This window comes from Paraburkholderia sp. RL17-337-BIB-A, from assembly GCF_046025895.1.
Classification (GTDB): Bacteria; Pseudomonadota; Gammaproteobacteria; order Burkholderiales; family Burkholderiaceae; genus Paraburkholderia; species Paraburkholderia fungorum_C.
Genome location: NZ_JARESY010000002.1, coordinates 3,028,518 through 3,042,485 on the forward strand (window position 1 = coordinate 3,028,518; position 13,968 = coordinate 3,042,485).

At 61.3% G+C, this 13,968-nt stretch carries 9 protein-coding genes; 3 read left to right on the forward strand and 6 right to left on the reverse strand.

Features of this window, described 5'->3' with window-relative positions; all coding sequences use genetic code 11:
• Nucleotides 1–161: 161 nt before the first annotated feature.
• Nucleotides 162–2,270 (forward strand): glycoside hydrolase family 28 protein, encoded by a 2,109-nt coding sequence (locus tag P0D84_RS34210; RefSeq protein WP_408344169.1) that lies wholly within the window; start codon nt 162–164, stop codon nt 2,268–2,270.
• 174 nt (nt 2,271–2,444) lie between these two features.
• Here P0D84_RS34210 and P0D84_RS34215 read toward each other — a convergent pair whose 3' ends face one another.
• The 4 genes from P0D84_RS34215 to P0D84_RS34230 all read right to left on the reverse strand — a co-directional run bounded on the left by P0D84_RS34215 (nt 2,445) and on the right by P0D84_RS34230 (nt 6,288).
• The gene (locus P0D84_RS34215) at nt 2,445–3,953 is read right to left on the reverse strand and encodes a CoA transferase (RefSeq protein ID WP_408344172.1); all 1,509 of its coding nucleotides are present in this window, start codon (nt 3,951–3,953) and stop codon (nt 2,445–2,447) included.
• A gap of 90 nt (nt 3,954–4,043) precedes the next feature.
• Entirely contained in the window at nt 4,044–4,991 is a 948-nt protein-coding gene (locus P0D84_RS34220) for a 3-hydroxyacyl-CoA dehydrogenase NAD-binding domain-containing protein (protein ID WP_408344175.1), read from the reverse strand.
• Nucleotides 4,992–5,012: 21 nt separating this feature from the next.
• Nucleotides 5,013–5,927 (reverse strand): 3-hydroxyacyl-CoA dehydrogenase, encoded by a 915-nt coding sequence (locus P0D84_RS34225; RefSeq protein ID WP_408344177.1) that lies wholly within the window; start codon nt 5,925–5,927, stop codon nt 5,013–5,015.
• Nucleotides 5,928–5,943: 16 nt separating this feature from the next.
• A complete protein-coding gene (locus tag P0D84_RS34230; protein ID WP_408344180.1) occupies nt 5,944–6,288 on the reverse strand; it encodes a hypothetical protein in 345 nt (114 codons plus the stop codon).
• Nucleotides 6,289–7,454: 1,166 nt separating this feature from the next.
• Here P0D84_RS34230 and P0D84_RS34235 point away from each other — a divergent pair.
• Complete coding sequence (locus P0D84_RS34235) at nt 7,455–8,096, forward strand: glutathione S-transferase family protein (protein ID WP_408344183.1); 642 nt, start codon at nt 7,455–7,457, stop codon at nt 8,094–8,096.
• Between the two features lie 200 nt (nt 8,097–8,296).
• A complete protein-coding gene (locus P0D84_RS34240) occupies nt 8,297–8,515 on the forward strand; it encodes a hypothetical protein (RefSeq protein WP_408344186.1) in 219 nt (72 codons plus the stop codon).
• 628 nt (nt 8,516–9,143) lie between these two features.
• On the opposite strand, the gene P0D84_RS34245 is transcribed toward P0D84_RS34240, so the two are convergent.
• Both P0D84_RS34245 and P0D84_RS34250 read right to left on the reverse strand, forming a co-directional pair.
• A complete protein-coding gene (locus tag P0D84_RS34245) occupies nt 9,144–10,952 on the reverse strand; it encodes an alkaline phosphatase D family protein (RefSeq protein WP_408346257.1) in 1,809 nt (602 codons plus the stop codon).
• 305 nt (nt 10,953–11,257) lie between these two features.
• Entirely contained in the window at nt 11,258–13,645 is a 2,388-nt protein-coding gene (locus P0D84_RS34250) for a phosphocholine-specific phospholipase C (RefSeq protein WP_408344189.1), read from the reverse strand.
• Between the last annotated feature and the right edge of the window lie 323 nt (nt 13,646–13,968).

Sequence of the window (13,968 nt, forward strand, 5' to 3'; positions counted from 1 at the left end):
GACGCTGCCGGCTCCGCTCCCGAGTCAACGCCGCGAGCACGGTTACGCGCGAGCCTCGACTGCCAGATTGGTTAGCGATGAAAACAAAGCCGTTGCGGCCTGGCTGGAGTGAATCAATAACAAGTCTAAATCGTTAGGTGTATTTATTATAAGGATGAGCCATGCTTTATAGATTTGCCGTTATCCCTTTAGTTATAACACTTGCCGCATCACTTGCCGCTTGCGGTAGCAGTGACAGCTTGCCACCTGCTTCAACCAGCAACACCCCTCCGCCGGCGGCCGCCGCGTTCAAGGTCGGCGTGACCACAAGCGATGCCGCGCTTCCGCCCGCACCGCAACTGCCGACTCCCGGCCAGGTCTGTAGCACGCTCGAAGCAAGTAACAATCTGGTGCGCCAACCCAGTGGCGCGCTGGGGCCCGAAGCCGATAACGGTACAACGTCGGCCATTCTGAATCCGGATCAGGCACGCATTCAGGCGGCGCTCGACGCTTGCGGCGCCGCGGTTGACGCTCAGGTCGGAGCGGCCATCTCTGCTGCGGACGCCGCGGCGGCAGCTTCGCAGACCGCGGCGGCGGCGCCGAACGTTAACATTTCTGGCGCGTCGGCTCAGCAACTGGCTGCGCCGCAATATCGCGCCCAACAATTCGCTGTTCGCCTGGTTGTGTCGAGTACTGGCGCCGGCAACGCGTTTATCACCGGACCGCTCACGCTGCCGTCCGGCGTCACGTTGTGGATCGATACGGGCGTGACGGTCTATGCGACGCGGGACGTGATGGCGTATGCGCCCAATGCGGCTGGACCCTATTGCGCCAACACGGCCGTCAGTTCGACCAAAGCAGGGAGTTCTAGCAACTGTCTGCCACTGATCGGCGGCAGTTACCTCGTCAATTCGGCAGTCGTCGGCGGCGGCAATATCGACGGCCGGGCCGCCTCCGAGATCGTGAGCTCGAACCCGCTCTATCCGCTGATGCGCGTCGACCTGACTTGTACCAACACCTATGCGGCTTATGCAAAGGGACAGCAGGCTGGCAACAATACGCCTTGCGACAACGGCGGCACCTTCGTCGATACCTCGGCCTCGTCCCGGCACATGACCTGGTGGGATTTGGCGTGGCTTGGCAACATGATCGAGAACGGTACGACCGGGGTTGGCTCACAGTCGAACTTCCGCATGATGGTCTTCAACTACGCAAAGAACCTGACGCTCTTCGGCATCACGTTGAATAACAGCGCCAGCTTCCACGTCGTTCCTAGCGGCGTCGACGGACTCACGGTCTGGAACGTCAAGGTTCAGACACCGTCACTGTCGGCTTCGGCGAACCCGGCGGGCAATGGCAATCCGAATTACCTGGGTATGCTGCCGACCGTCGACACGGCCAAGAACACGGACGCTTTCGATCCGAGCTCATCTTCCAAGCCGGTTGTTCAGGCGTTGGCGATTGGGAGCACAAAAACCTCCACGGCGGGCAAAATCGCGTTTGACGGGTACCTCAAAAATGCCGTCTTCGCCTATAACTACATCAGCACTGGCGACGATGACATCTCTCCGAAGGGATCCAATAACCCGAGTCCGAGCGGCTCAGGATTGTTCGGTATCGACGGCAACCGCAACGTAGCGACTGACCGGCAATACGGTTTCGTCATCGCCCACAACCATATTTATGCGGGCCACGGCATCTCGATCGGCAGCGAAACCAATGCTGGCGTCACCAACATCCAGGTCTACGACAATTCGTTCGACGGCTCGGAACAGGCGCTGCGCATCAAGTCCGATTGGGCACGAGGCGGCATCGTGACCAACATCAACTACAACGACATCTGCATCCGCAATAGCGGGCAGGCACTGCTCTTCACGCCGTACTACAGCACCAAGGCGTTGCCGAATCCGACGTCGCCGCTATATCCGGACTTCTATAACATCTCGTTGTCGAACGTGCATATTATTGGCGGCACCACGGCGATCCTCGAGGGATTCCAGGCTAATACTGGTGGTATCGCGCATGCCGCACTCCCGCTCGGCATGACGTTCACCAACGTTCTCGCCGATTCGCCAAGTAACGTGGCGGTCACCACGTCCGACGCGAACCTGACGCTGAACAACGTGAACCTGCCGATTTTCCCGTCGACCGCGAATCGGGTCGTCCTGACCGGCAGCGCATCGCAGTTGCTGAGTACGGCGAACGCGGTGGATTGCAGCAGCGCCTATGTCGACTTTCCGGGTATTGGTGATTCGTCGCCGACGGGCCAGACGTGGGCGGGTTCGCAGTAAGCAGGGGTACGTATAGCGTGCCGCGCGTTGAAAGGCGGCACGCACTGAAACTGACGCAGTCTGTTCAACGGCCCGTCGAGGTTGCTCGATCGGGCCGTTCTACTTTCAACTCATGCGAACTAGCCGCTTTCGTGCATGTCCCTTCAGCAGGTCGATTCCCGTGGGACGCCACCTTCACCGTGTCAGCCATTCGGGCTTGCTCGAACCCCGTGGCGCGAGCACCGTCCTGAAGGCCCCGGGAGTTTTCGACAAGACCACCTGGTCGGTCATGCCCTGATATGTGCCGAGCGGGGTCTCTGCCGTGAACAGATCGGGCGCGACGTAGGCGTGCTCGTCGGAAGATCCGGCGGTCGCTCGGGCGTAGTCCCTGTCGAAGATGCCGAGCGAGAACAGCCACAGCACGGTTCGGGTCAGAGAAACGGTGACGCGATAGCTGCCGCCCTCGATCGCACGCCGGCGCAGCGCCGCGAGTACGCCGACCGTGCCGAGCCAGCCCACCACGTTGTCGACAATGGGGATGATCGGCGGCGATTTCGGACGCGCGAGCGTACCTTCGACAGCGAATAGCCCCGAGACGGCCGCGCCGATTTCATCGAATCCCGGACGATACTTCCAGGGGCCCTTGGCACCGTGAAGCAGGACACTGGCATGGATCAATCCAGGCTTCCTGCCGCAGAGCTCCTCGGCTTCGAGACCATGGCGTTCCAGATAGCCCGGACGCTTGTTCGCGAAGAAGACATCGGCATCCTTCAGCAGGAGATCGAATTTCGCGCGATCCTCCTTCGAGTAGTCCAGGATCGTCGAGCGCATCCCGACCTGGGTGTCCCACGCGAACGCCTCGATCTCGCTGTCGTCGAACGGCCGCCAGATGTTGAGGACATCGGCCCCGTGCAAAGCGAGGTCTCTGCCGATGGCCGCGCCGGCAATCACGTGACCCATCCCAAGTGCGCGAATGCCGTCCAGCGGACTGGCGCCCTCTTTCCTGAAAGGGATCGGCTCGCTTTCGCCGATCTTTTCCACGTTGATCAGCGACATGCTCGAGAGGACCTCGGTGTACTGAAGCTCCTTGCTGAATTCCTCGAAGGTGCGCACCTTCGCGATGACGATCCCGGCTTCGGCCGCCGCATTCTCCAGGTCGTCCGCGCGCCATTGCAGAATGGCGTTGCGTACGGCTTCCGGGCTGCAGTCGCAGCGCAGCAGGCTGAGCTCGCGGGCTGCCAGCTTCGGATAGATGTTCAGGGGTACGACGTGCCGTCCGTCGCGGGTTTCGCGAAAGAGATTCGTATCGACCTTGAGGGCCGGAGGACGTCCATTGATCGTCTCCCATTTCAGATCGAAGAACCCGGCGAAGCGCCGCAACGCTTTACGAACGTCCACTTCGATGTCCTGTTCCTCGCCGCTGCGCAGTCGCCATAGCGCGGCGACGCCGACGGCCTTGGCGGCGAGAGCGATCGCGGACAATGAGCCGAACCGGAAGAGCGCGGGAATGATCGGATCCCGGCCGTGGAAAGTGATCTTGCCACCGCTGTCCGCCGTCGATAACCCGACGTCTTTCAGTACGTCATTGAGCGCGCCGTGCAGATCGATATCCGAACTCCGCGCCGGATTCGCGAGCTTCGATTGAATGATTCCGGTAAGCCGATCCGGTTCGCTTTCGATTGCAAGATTGGTCGAGTCTGTCATTTGAGGAGTTGTTTTCGATAAGGGAGTGTCAACTGCCCGCGATCAGTGCACGCGGGCCGCGGCCACGCGTGAGTGGCCGCATCCGTACCTTTAACGCGCCTTTCCTTTGGTGCGCAGTTCGATCAGGCCGAGCAGCATCTCGTCGCGCTCTGCCTCCAGCTCCTTAATGGACCGCGATCCGACTTCGGCATGAACGCCGTCGATGAGCTTCTTCTGCACTTCCGGTGTCAGCTCGGGCGAGCCGAGATCCTTCCACCCAGCCGTCATCGGACCGCTGAACTGATGGAAGAAGTGCTCGATGCCGCCCGGGCCGCCGCCGAGGTGATTGAGCATCATGTTGCCCATCACGCCCCAGCGCAGGCCCGGCCCCCATGAGAGAGCGGTGTCGACGTCGGCGGCGCTCAGCACACCCTCCGCCACCAGGTAATAGACCTCGCGCGCTACCGCGAACTGCAGACGGTTGGCGACGTGGCCCTGCAATTCCTTATGCAGGCGCACCGCCTGTTTCCCGATCGACGTATAGAACGCCGTGGCGCGCCGGATCGTCTCTTCCGAGGTCTTGGTCCCGCCGACGATCTCGACCAGCGGCATCAGGTGCGGCGGATTGAACGGATGGCCGACGACGCAGCGCTCGGGATGCAGCACGGCGCCTACCTGAATGTTGCTCATGGGCAGGGTCGACGTGCTCGACGCGATGATCACGTGAGGGGGCAGGAGCTCATCGAGTTGCCGATAGAGATCCTGCTTGAATTCGAGCCGCTCGGGGCCGTTTTCCTGGACGAGGTCCACATCCGTGAGCGCTTGTGCGAGCACGGGCGTGAACGTAAGGTTCGCTTGCGACGCTCCGGGCGCAAGGCCCAATCTCTTGAGCGCCGGCCAGGCGGATTCCACGAACTGCTTGAGTTGGGCTTCGGCATTCGGCGCGATGTCCGTCGCCACGACCTTCAGCCCCTTGGCGAGAAACAGTGCGGTCCAGCTGGCACCGATCACGCCGGTGCCGATGACGGCGATCCGGCGAATGGGCGTGGTATCAGTCATGTCATGTCTCCAATGCGTGGGTCAGACTTCGGCATAGGCGATGCCGGTGAGGTTGCCTTGGGCGAAGAGGAAGTTGCGCGGGTTCTTGCCATCGAGATCGGCGGAATAGACGGAGCCGCCCAGGTCCGTGACGAACATCCGGTTACCGGGAATGTCGAGTGCGATGCCGATTCCCTCCATCAGGTGCGTAACGAGGATTTCAGATGTCGCCGTTCCATCGATCGACGTACGATTGACGGTGTTGCCGCGCGGAGGATCGCCGCGGTCGGTCCAGTAGAGGACACGCTTCGCGAGGTCGAGCTCGAGGTCGATGGGCTCCGGCAACCGGTCGAACAGCACTTCGATGTCGGAGCGGTTGGTCGGGCCTTCGCCCTGCGGGATGTCGAGATTGGCGCGGAAGATGCGGCCCAGGCCGGCGTTGTCCGGACCTTTCTGCGTCCAGTAGAGCTTCCCGTGCTTCGGATCGAGCGTGATTCCGACGCACCAGCGGGTCTGGTCGAGCCGGTCCTGGTCGCTCTGCCCAGTGGCGACCAGCGTTTCGACTTGAGAGCCGTCGAGGTTGGCGCGCATCACGCGCATGCCTTCTCGATCGCACCAATAGAGCTTGCCACCTGCCTTGTCGAGATGAATCTGCTTCGGTGTGTGCGTGACGCCTTGCGGGACGATGACCACGCGGTTCTTGCCATCCAGATCGGCGCGTTCGATCGAGCCGTCATGGCGGCCGATCGAACCCATGTTGGTCCAGTAGATTTGACCAGCATCCACGTCCACGACAATGCCGTCGGGGAGGCGGCAATCCGCGACGATCGTCTTGAGGTCGGATCCGTCGGGATTGATCGAGTGAATGCGGCCACCACTCAATTCGAGGAAAAACAATCGGCCGGAGCGGGTCGCGTCCGCGGAAACATTCGTTCCGCTGATTCGGTGCAGGGTCATCGTGTGTCCTTTCGGGTCATTGCCATTGGAAGAGAGACTGAATGTCGGGCGCGACGGTGTACCGCCGGGTAGCGATCTTGCCGACCATCGCGAAGGGATCGGAAAGCCAGCGGTTGGCGCCAAAAGCTTCCATCTCTTGCCACACACCGTGTTCATTGCGCGTCGCAACAGCCGCGAGCCTTACGCCGGGAAGCCGGGAACGGGCGACAGTTTCGAAACTTGCATCGGCGTTGGCGCCGACGATTCCGACGCGAATTTCCTTTTGGTCGTGGCTAGAGCCGCTGTAAAAGAAATCGGGTGCCGTGAATTGCCCGGCAGGACGTTCATCCGGCCCGCGACCCCATCGAGGTCCGCAGTGCAATCACCAAGCCGTAGTGTCTGAATTGAACGGTTTATAGAACCAATTTTCTGATGGTAGTTGGCAAGGCGAAGGGCGGCTATTACATAAAGCTGGAATAGGCCTCGTGTCCCGTAACCATTAGAGACATGTTGTTGCGTGAAGACCGTTTGACCTTTGAAACCGGCCATCGCTGGCACGAAGTGTCGGAGGTCCGTTCAGGTCGTATTGGGAACGTCGAGATAAAGTTGACATGCCGGGGTTAATGCCTGGACACCAACGACAGCTTCCAAAGAACGTCGTTCACGCTTCCGAGCCGCCACGCATGGTGTGGAGCGCCGGACAAACACGCCGCGCATGCCATGACCAAACCAAACAGACTGTGCCGGTCAGTCGGTCGAAGCGTCGCAGCAGCGGCCGCACGAACGCGCCTTGCCCAGCCGCAGGCGCCCGGCGCTCACTGTTGCCTCACCACCGCACTCGCACCGGCAAATCCACAAACCATCGCCAGCGTACCGATCGGTCGTCAGCTGGCCAAACACCTCACCGCCCCGCAGCGCAGGTGAGCCTGGGCGGGACCGCCACACACGACGCTGCTCACGGCAGCCACAATCACGCGTTCTGCCGCCTTCTACCGCCTCCAACTCGGCAGTCACCTGGCCGCCGCAACGGCACCGCCAGAGCCACATACCGGCGCCGCGATATTGAAGCGCGACAAGGTAGCCGAAGGTGCGACCAGCGACATCGCGACCAGGCGGAAAGGGCCATTGAGGCGGCAAGGGGGGACGGATACGCTGATTCACAAAAGGTCAGTGGGATTCGGCATCCTACTCTCAAGGCATAAGTGCTGCCCGTCGCTTCGCGGGCGTGGCTCTGGAAGGCGGGGACAGGGTGGCCCCATACAATCGATGAATTGGCACCTCGTTATAAGGAGCGCGTGCGCAAGTTGGCACCGCAGCAACATGCCGATGATAGTTCGTGCACATCCTCTTCGGTGAGTGACGAGCATCTGGGACGGCGTCATAACGACTGTTTCCAACGGATACGTGTCGGGCCATTAACCGTCACTCGACGTTGTGGCCGGGATCGTCGACAATCTGGAGAACGATGGGGCGCCTTCCGGTAACCGCGGGTTACGCCTCCACATCACGTTTCTCCGCGCGTTCCGTGCGCGTTTCAAGGAAAGATCCATGCTGAAGATCCATCACCTCGGTCACTCACAATCGGAACGGATCATCTGGCTTTGTGAAGAACTGGGCGTTCCTTACGAGCTCAAGAAATACACGCGCGACCCGGTCACTCGTCTATCGCCGCCGGATCTGAAGGCGCTACATCCGCTCGGGGCGGCGCCTCTCATTGAGGTCGACGGAATGTTGCTCGCCGAATCGGCCGCTATCGTCGAATTCATCCTCGCCCGATATGGTCGCGGACGTTTGCGGCATGGGCCGGACCATGCCGATTTCGCGTCCTATCTTTACTGGTTCCATTTTGCCAACGGCAACCTTCAGCCGGTGATGGGCCGATCGATGATCGTGGAACGGTGCGGGCTGGCACCGGATCATCCCGTTCAAACTTCGGTGCAGGGACGACTGGACAAAGCGCTCGCGCTGGTCGACGCGCGGCTGGCGCAGAACGACTATCTCGCAGGAAGCGAATTCACCGCAGCCGACATCATGAGCGTCTTCTCACTGACCACGATGCGCCTGTTCCATCCGGTTGATCTCGCACCTTATCCCAACATACTCGCGTATCTCCAGCGCATCGGCGGACGAGCCGCTTATCAGCGGGCTATGGCCAAAGGCGACCCTGACTTGACTCCAATGTTGACCTGAGCGCGGGTCGACATTCGCTCACCACTGTTTCTCAACTTCGGAGCAAAAGAACTTCCCGGCCGGATTGCGAACACTTCAAGAGTGAGCTTCCAAGGGCAAATCCTGGGTTCGGCCAGCCCACTTATGACTTGGCGCGCTACGACGATTTCGTGAGACTTCGCTGAGCACCGCCTCGTGGTTCGATCCCAATCGATGGCTGCATGCTGGATCGCGAAAGCAATCCCTGGCATTACATGACAATCGATTCGACCGCTGGCCGGGCGCAATTCGGCCAGAAACGGCTGGTCGACTCGTATGCGGTGCTATTTCAGGCGCTGATATTGATCACCGAGCCGACTGCTGTCGTGCCGGAACCGGTAGTGGATTGCGATGACGATGGCGACCCATCCGCCAATGCGCTTACTGCGCCATGCGCGTGATGGTGTTGGACGCTTTTGCCAAGACTGCTCTGTGACGTTGCCGCCTTCAGATGTGCTGCAAAACTCGGCTGGCTCGATTCACTCGTGGAGCTTTGGCCTGTCAGCTTCGACAGCCCGGAACCGATGGCGCTGCTCACGCCGCTGAGTACTGTGGCTGCTACACCGATTGGAATCATATGGACATCCTTCAGATTGGGGCAACCGAAATGCCCACGCTGTCGAACTATACCGAGTTTCCCCACTGCACGGGTATGTCGGCCTCCGTATGCTATCGAAATAGCGGCTATCGTTGACGCTGGAGGCATCCGGCGATCGGACTTGACGGCTCTTCGGTGGCCTGAGGGAATGCAATCACCTGTTGCAGATCCACGTTAGGCGGTTCGATGCACTACATAGAAAGGAATTTGAAAGATCGTCGACCGCGAGTCGCCGATCGCCAACTCGTAAGTTTCACGCGACGTATGCCGATTGCTTCGGGCCGCGATCGGCCAGCTTGAGCCATTCAAACAGGCATTACGCCCGTCCGTTCACGGCCCGACAAGAGGCGTTCGTGCCGGCCCGACAGCGGCCGCTCTGGAAGCCTATGATGGGGTGGTGACGCACCTCGTCTTCTCCGTTGTTCCCGTCGTCATACCCCATCTTCGACGTTGACTGCGACCACGCCCGCCTGAATCGTGAACCGCGTGCGCTTCGCGAGCGGTGCGGCCGGTGCGCTGCCGTCGCTGTTCAACACTTTGACCTTATTGAAGATCGCGACGAATTGGCCTGGCGTCACCGTTGCTGAAGCATAGCCATTGCCGTCGTGATCGGCATAAAGCAGATCGGGGTTGTTCTGTTGCAGGAACTGGTCGAAGGCTATGGGCGAAGACGTCAGCGGGGCAACCGGCGTGCCTACTGCGCCCTGCTGCACGTCGACGAAGAAAGGCCGGCTGCTGATGCCCGCCGTCATGAGCTCGACGGCAACGGGCGTGCCGTTCACCGGATCGGGCACGTCGCGCACGATGCCGCACTGGAACGCATGCAGATCGCCCGTGACCGTGACGAGATTGCGGATGGATTGCGTCTTCAGGAACGACATCAGATCGGCCTTGTGCGTCGGATAGCCGTCCCACGCGTCGCAATCGATCACAAAGACGAGGTTATTGGGCGGCGGCGCAAGTTGCGTCAGATCGAGCCACAGGCGGTTTAGCATGACCTCGTTGCCCCAGACCTTCCACGTCGCCGTCGACGCGTTCAGCGTGTCTTTCCACCATTGCGTCTGTGTCGTGCCGAGCATCGAAGGTGGACGGCCCAGCTTCTGCGTATCGAGTGCCTCGAATTGCTGAAGCACCGGCTGCGGCACGAAGTATCGCGCGCCGGCTGCGTCGTTACCGTTGACGGGATCGTGGCCGAGCAACTGCGCGATAGCGGCTTCGCTGACGACCTGATCGTCCCGATACAGACGCTCATCGGTCATCACGAGATGCAACAGCGTGCCGAAGTGAAAGTCGCGATAGATCTGGATGTTGTTGTACGCGGGATTGTTCAGATCGAACGACACATCGCCCCAGTCGACCGGCAGATATTCCGCCCAGGCCTGATTCGCATTGCGGCGCCGCTGGGTTTCCTGCTTGTTCTCGTTGGTATAGGTCTGGTGATCCTGCCAGCAGTCGTCGCTGAATTCGTGGTCGTCCCAGATCGCGATCAACGGGAAGCTCGAATGCAGTTTCTGCAACCGCGTATCCGAACGATAGGTGCGATAGAGCGCGCGATAGTCGTCGACCGTGTTCGCATATGAGCCGTTGCCGCCAGGCAGCGGCAAGCCGTTCGGAATCGTCAGCGGTACATGCGCCGGCTCGGTGGGATCGACCTGCGCAGCCGGGCCGACCGTCTCGTAGATGTAGTCGCCCAGATGCACGATGAAGTCGAGATCGGTTTCGGCGGCCATTAGCGTCATCGCCTGCCAATGGTTCGCGCTCCAGTTCTGACACGTGAACCATGCGAAGCGCACCTGCTGATTGGCGTCGCCGGCGGCAGGCGCGGTGCGTGTGGTGCCGATCGGGCTGATGTCGCTGCCCGCGACGAAGCGATAGTAGTAGGTGGTCTTCGCGACAAGGCCGGTCACTTTTGCGCGGACCGTGTAGTCGTAAGTTGGAATTGCGGTCAATTGCACGCTGGCTACGATTGCGCTGAAGTCCGCCTGGGTCGATACGTCGAGCCGCAACGGCACGCTGGTCGGCGCGCTCGTGGCGCTTGCGCCGCCGGCGCAGCGCGTCCAGAAGACGGCAGACGTGTCGCGTGGATCACCGCTCGCGACGCCTTGCGGGAAGGCGAACGAGCCAGCGGGCGGGGGTGGGGCTGCGCCGCCGTCGTCATGCGAATGGCAAGCGGTAAGCGTGCCAGTTGCCGCGGCGACGGTATAGAACGCTGACAGCGAAAGGAAACGACGGCGATCCATGATGGTGCCCCGCTCTGCATGCGTACTGCTGTTGCGCTTCATGTGCGCCGTGCTGGCGACGATGGGGGACTCGGTCGAACCTGGAGGAAGCCGTCGCGGGCACGCGTGCGTTCTCAAGCACAGTAGTTCTACAAGCTATAAAACCATGTTGCACGTGTCAAGTAACGATTGTCCCGGACATGGAAGGTGCAGGCGCGCCTGATCTAAACCGTTCGGGCGAGGAGCGGAAGCAGTGAGCCGATGCACCGGAAGACCTCCATTGCACGAGAGGCACTGAGCTAATGCCCGGTGCCTCTCATCTTCGATCAGAAGATGTCGATCATCCCCATCGCGGGGTCGGTCACCGAGTGACGGCCGGTTTCGATACGCCCGGCGATGCGACGCAAGAAGCTGCTGTCCGTGCTGCTGGTGATCTCGAAGTCATACCAGAAGCCGGTCTGGGCGAGGTTCCAGAAGAGCGCGACCGGGAGTGCGCCGTTGGTGCTTACCGTCCAGGTGTGACCTGGGTCGAGGCGATCATTCCGGGAGAACGGGGCTGGCTCCGGCCATGCGCCGAAGCCCGGCACCGGGAAACCAGCGAAGCCCAAAGGACCTTGGCCAAAGACCGGTGTCGGCAAACCTGGGAAAGCCTGCAGCGCGCCGTAGACCTTGTTGGACTTCACTGTGAACTGTGCGAGGCCAGCACCGTCGTTGCGCAGTTGCAGGTGCAGGTTGCCGGTTAGGGAGCCGTAACCCACACGAACTTCCAGATTGGCGGTTCTGTGCCCCTTCAGCGCGGTGAGGTCGCCCTTGAATTCGCGATGGTAGCCGTTCGGGCCGAGTACCCACAGGTCGTATTTGCCGAGGTCCGTGGAGGCCGGCGCCCACACGTCGTCCAGCGTCTTGCCCGGCTCGACTGCGTAACGCTTCGGCAGGCGGTCCAGGTGCAACTTGTCATAGACGTGGAACACAGCACCTTGACGACCGGTATTGGCGAGCAGCAGTTTTACGGTGCCGGTGGTCGCGTCCACATGCGCGCTGGCATGCAGCTCGTACGGCAGCGCACGCGACGGGCGGAAGCCGCTCGCCTGCTTCGGCATACCGCGACTGGCGTCCGGCACGATCTGGCCCAGCGCCTGCTGCGTGGCGCGCAACGCATCGGCGTCGGCCTTGCTCTTCTCGCCCGCGATGGTCGGCAGCGGCTCGTTGTTCGGCGTCGCGAAGTTGAAGGCCGAAGTCAGGTCGCCGTTGATCAGCCGGCGGTACGTCGAGATATTGCTTTCCTTGATGCCGAAGCGTGCTTCGAGGAAGCGCAGCACCGAGGTGTGATCGAACGTCTGCGAATTGACCCAGCCGCCACGGCTCCACGGCGAAATCACCCACAGCGGCACGCGCGGACCCGGGCCGTACGGCTTGCCGTCCGGGCCGCTCGGCTGGCTGTTGGGCGTCGCGCCCGTGTCGGCGCGGGTCACGTACGGATGTGTGAAGTATTCGACGCCCAGGTCGGCGTTGCTCAGCGTGGTCTTTCCGGCGTAGGTGCCGTCACCGTTCGGCGACGGGACAGCGGCCGGGGGCACGTGGTCGAAGAAGCCGTCGTTCTCGTCAAAGTTGACGAGCAGGACGGTCTTGCTCCACACCTCGGGCACGGCGGTCAACGCATCAAGAAATTGCTGCACGAACCACGCGCCCTGCACCGGGCTCGAAGGCCCCGGGTGCTCGGAGTAGACGTCGGTCGGAACGACCCACGAGACTTCCGGCAGACGGCCGTTTCTCACATCATCGGCGAAAGCCTCGACGAAGGTGCCGTTGGTGTTCGGGTCGGTGTCCGTGGTCGGCAGTGTGTTCGCGTAGCCCTTGACCAGCGGTTCGGCCACGGCATCGGTCGGGTTGTAGACCGGCTCGGCGGCCTGGCTCAGCGACGTGTTGACCTGACGCGCCGACGGCAGCGCCTCGTTGGCCTGGCGGTACTGCCTGAAGCCGAGCAGCGGGTTGCAGCCGAAGGTGTTCTTGATGTTCTGATACACCTTCCAGGTCACACCGGCCTCTTCCAGGCGCTCGGCGGTGGTCTTCCAGTCGAAGTAGGCGGACGCCGACGTGGTGACGTCAAAGTCGCCGCTGAAGTTGTTCACGAAGGTTTTGCCATACGCCGGACCATTCGTGCCGGTGAAATGGATGATGCGATTCGGGTGCGTGCCGCCAAGGAACGCGCAGTGGTAGTCGTCACAGATGGTGAACGCTTCGGCCAGCGCTCGCTGGAACGGGATTTCAGCCGTGTCGAAGAAGCCCATTGTCTGCTCCTTCTTGGACACCGGCCATGCAGCCATGCGGCCGCCATCCCATGCGTTCTGCGTGTCGACCCAGCTATGCGGCGTGCCGGTCACGCGCTGCGCATTGCCCCTGGTCTCATCCAGATGGTATGGCAGGTCTACGTTGCCGTTGGCATCGATCTGCTGCCACACGTTACGGCCGTTCGGTAGCGGAATCGTGAAGCGATCGCCGTAGCCGCGCACACCCTTATAGGTGCCGAAGTAGTGATCGAACGCGCGGTTTTCCATCATCAGGATCACGACGTGCTTGACGTCCTTGATCGTGCCGCTCTCATGATGCGCGGGAATCGCGAGCGCACGACGGATGCTGGGTGGAAATACGCTGAGCGCGGCAGCCGACAGGCCGGCCGTGGCGGTACTCTGGAGAAATTTGCGGCGGGAATTCACGGTGCAGGTGCTCCTTCTTTTCTGGCTGATCGTCGAAACCTTCGATAGCGTTCACTGCAGCCGATCGCCCGGCGAACCCGCATGGCTTGTCACGATCGATCCGTATGCACCGTTCGCGCTCCATGCTCGATGTCACCCGTTAGGACGGCTGCCTGCCGAGACCCCGCTCGTGGAAGCTCAAGGATGTCTTGTTGCACGCCCGTAACCTGTTGTGCGGTAATTGTCAGGATCGGGCGATTGACGAATATAGGGAGCAACAATGACGGTATGGTGTCGGTGCTCTCATTGTTTTTGTAGTCGAGGGACGGCGATGGTCAGCGTGT

Coding starts and splice junctions, on each gene's coding strand:
- P0D84_RS34210 (WP_408344169.1), top strand. CDS start 162: ATGCTTTATAGATTTGCCGTTATCCCTTTAGTTATAACACTTGCCGCA.
- P0D84_RS34215 (WP_408344172.1), bottom strand. CDS start 3,953: ATGACAGACTCGACCAATCTTGCAATCGAAAGCGAACCGGATCGGCTT.
- P0D84_RS34220 (WP_408344175.1), bottom strand. CDS start 4,991: ATGACTGATACCACGCCCATTCGCCGGATCGCCGTCATCGGCACCGGC.
- P0D84_RS34225 (WP_408344177.1), bottom strand. CDS start 5,927: ATGACCCTGCACCGAATCAGCGGAACGAATGTTTCCGCGGACGCGACC.
- P0D84_RS34235 (WP_408344183.1), top strand. CDS start 7,455: ATGCTGAAGATCCATCACCTCGGTCACTCACAATCGGAACGGATCATC.
- P0D84_RS34240 (WP_408344186.1), top strand. CDS start 8,297: ATGCTGGATCGCGAAAGCAATCCCTGGCATTACATGACAATCGATTCG.
- P0D84_RS34245 (WP_408346257.1), bottom strand. CDS start 10,952: ATGGATCGCCGTCGTTTCCTTTCGCTGTCAGCGTTCTATACCGTCGCC.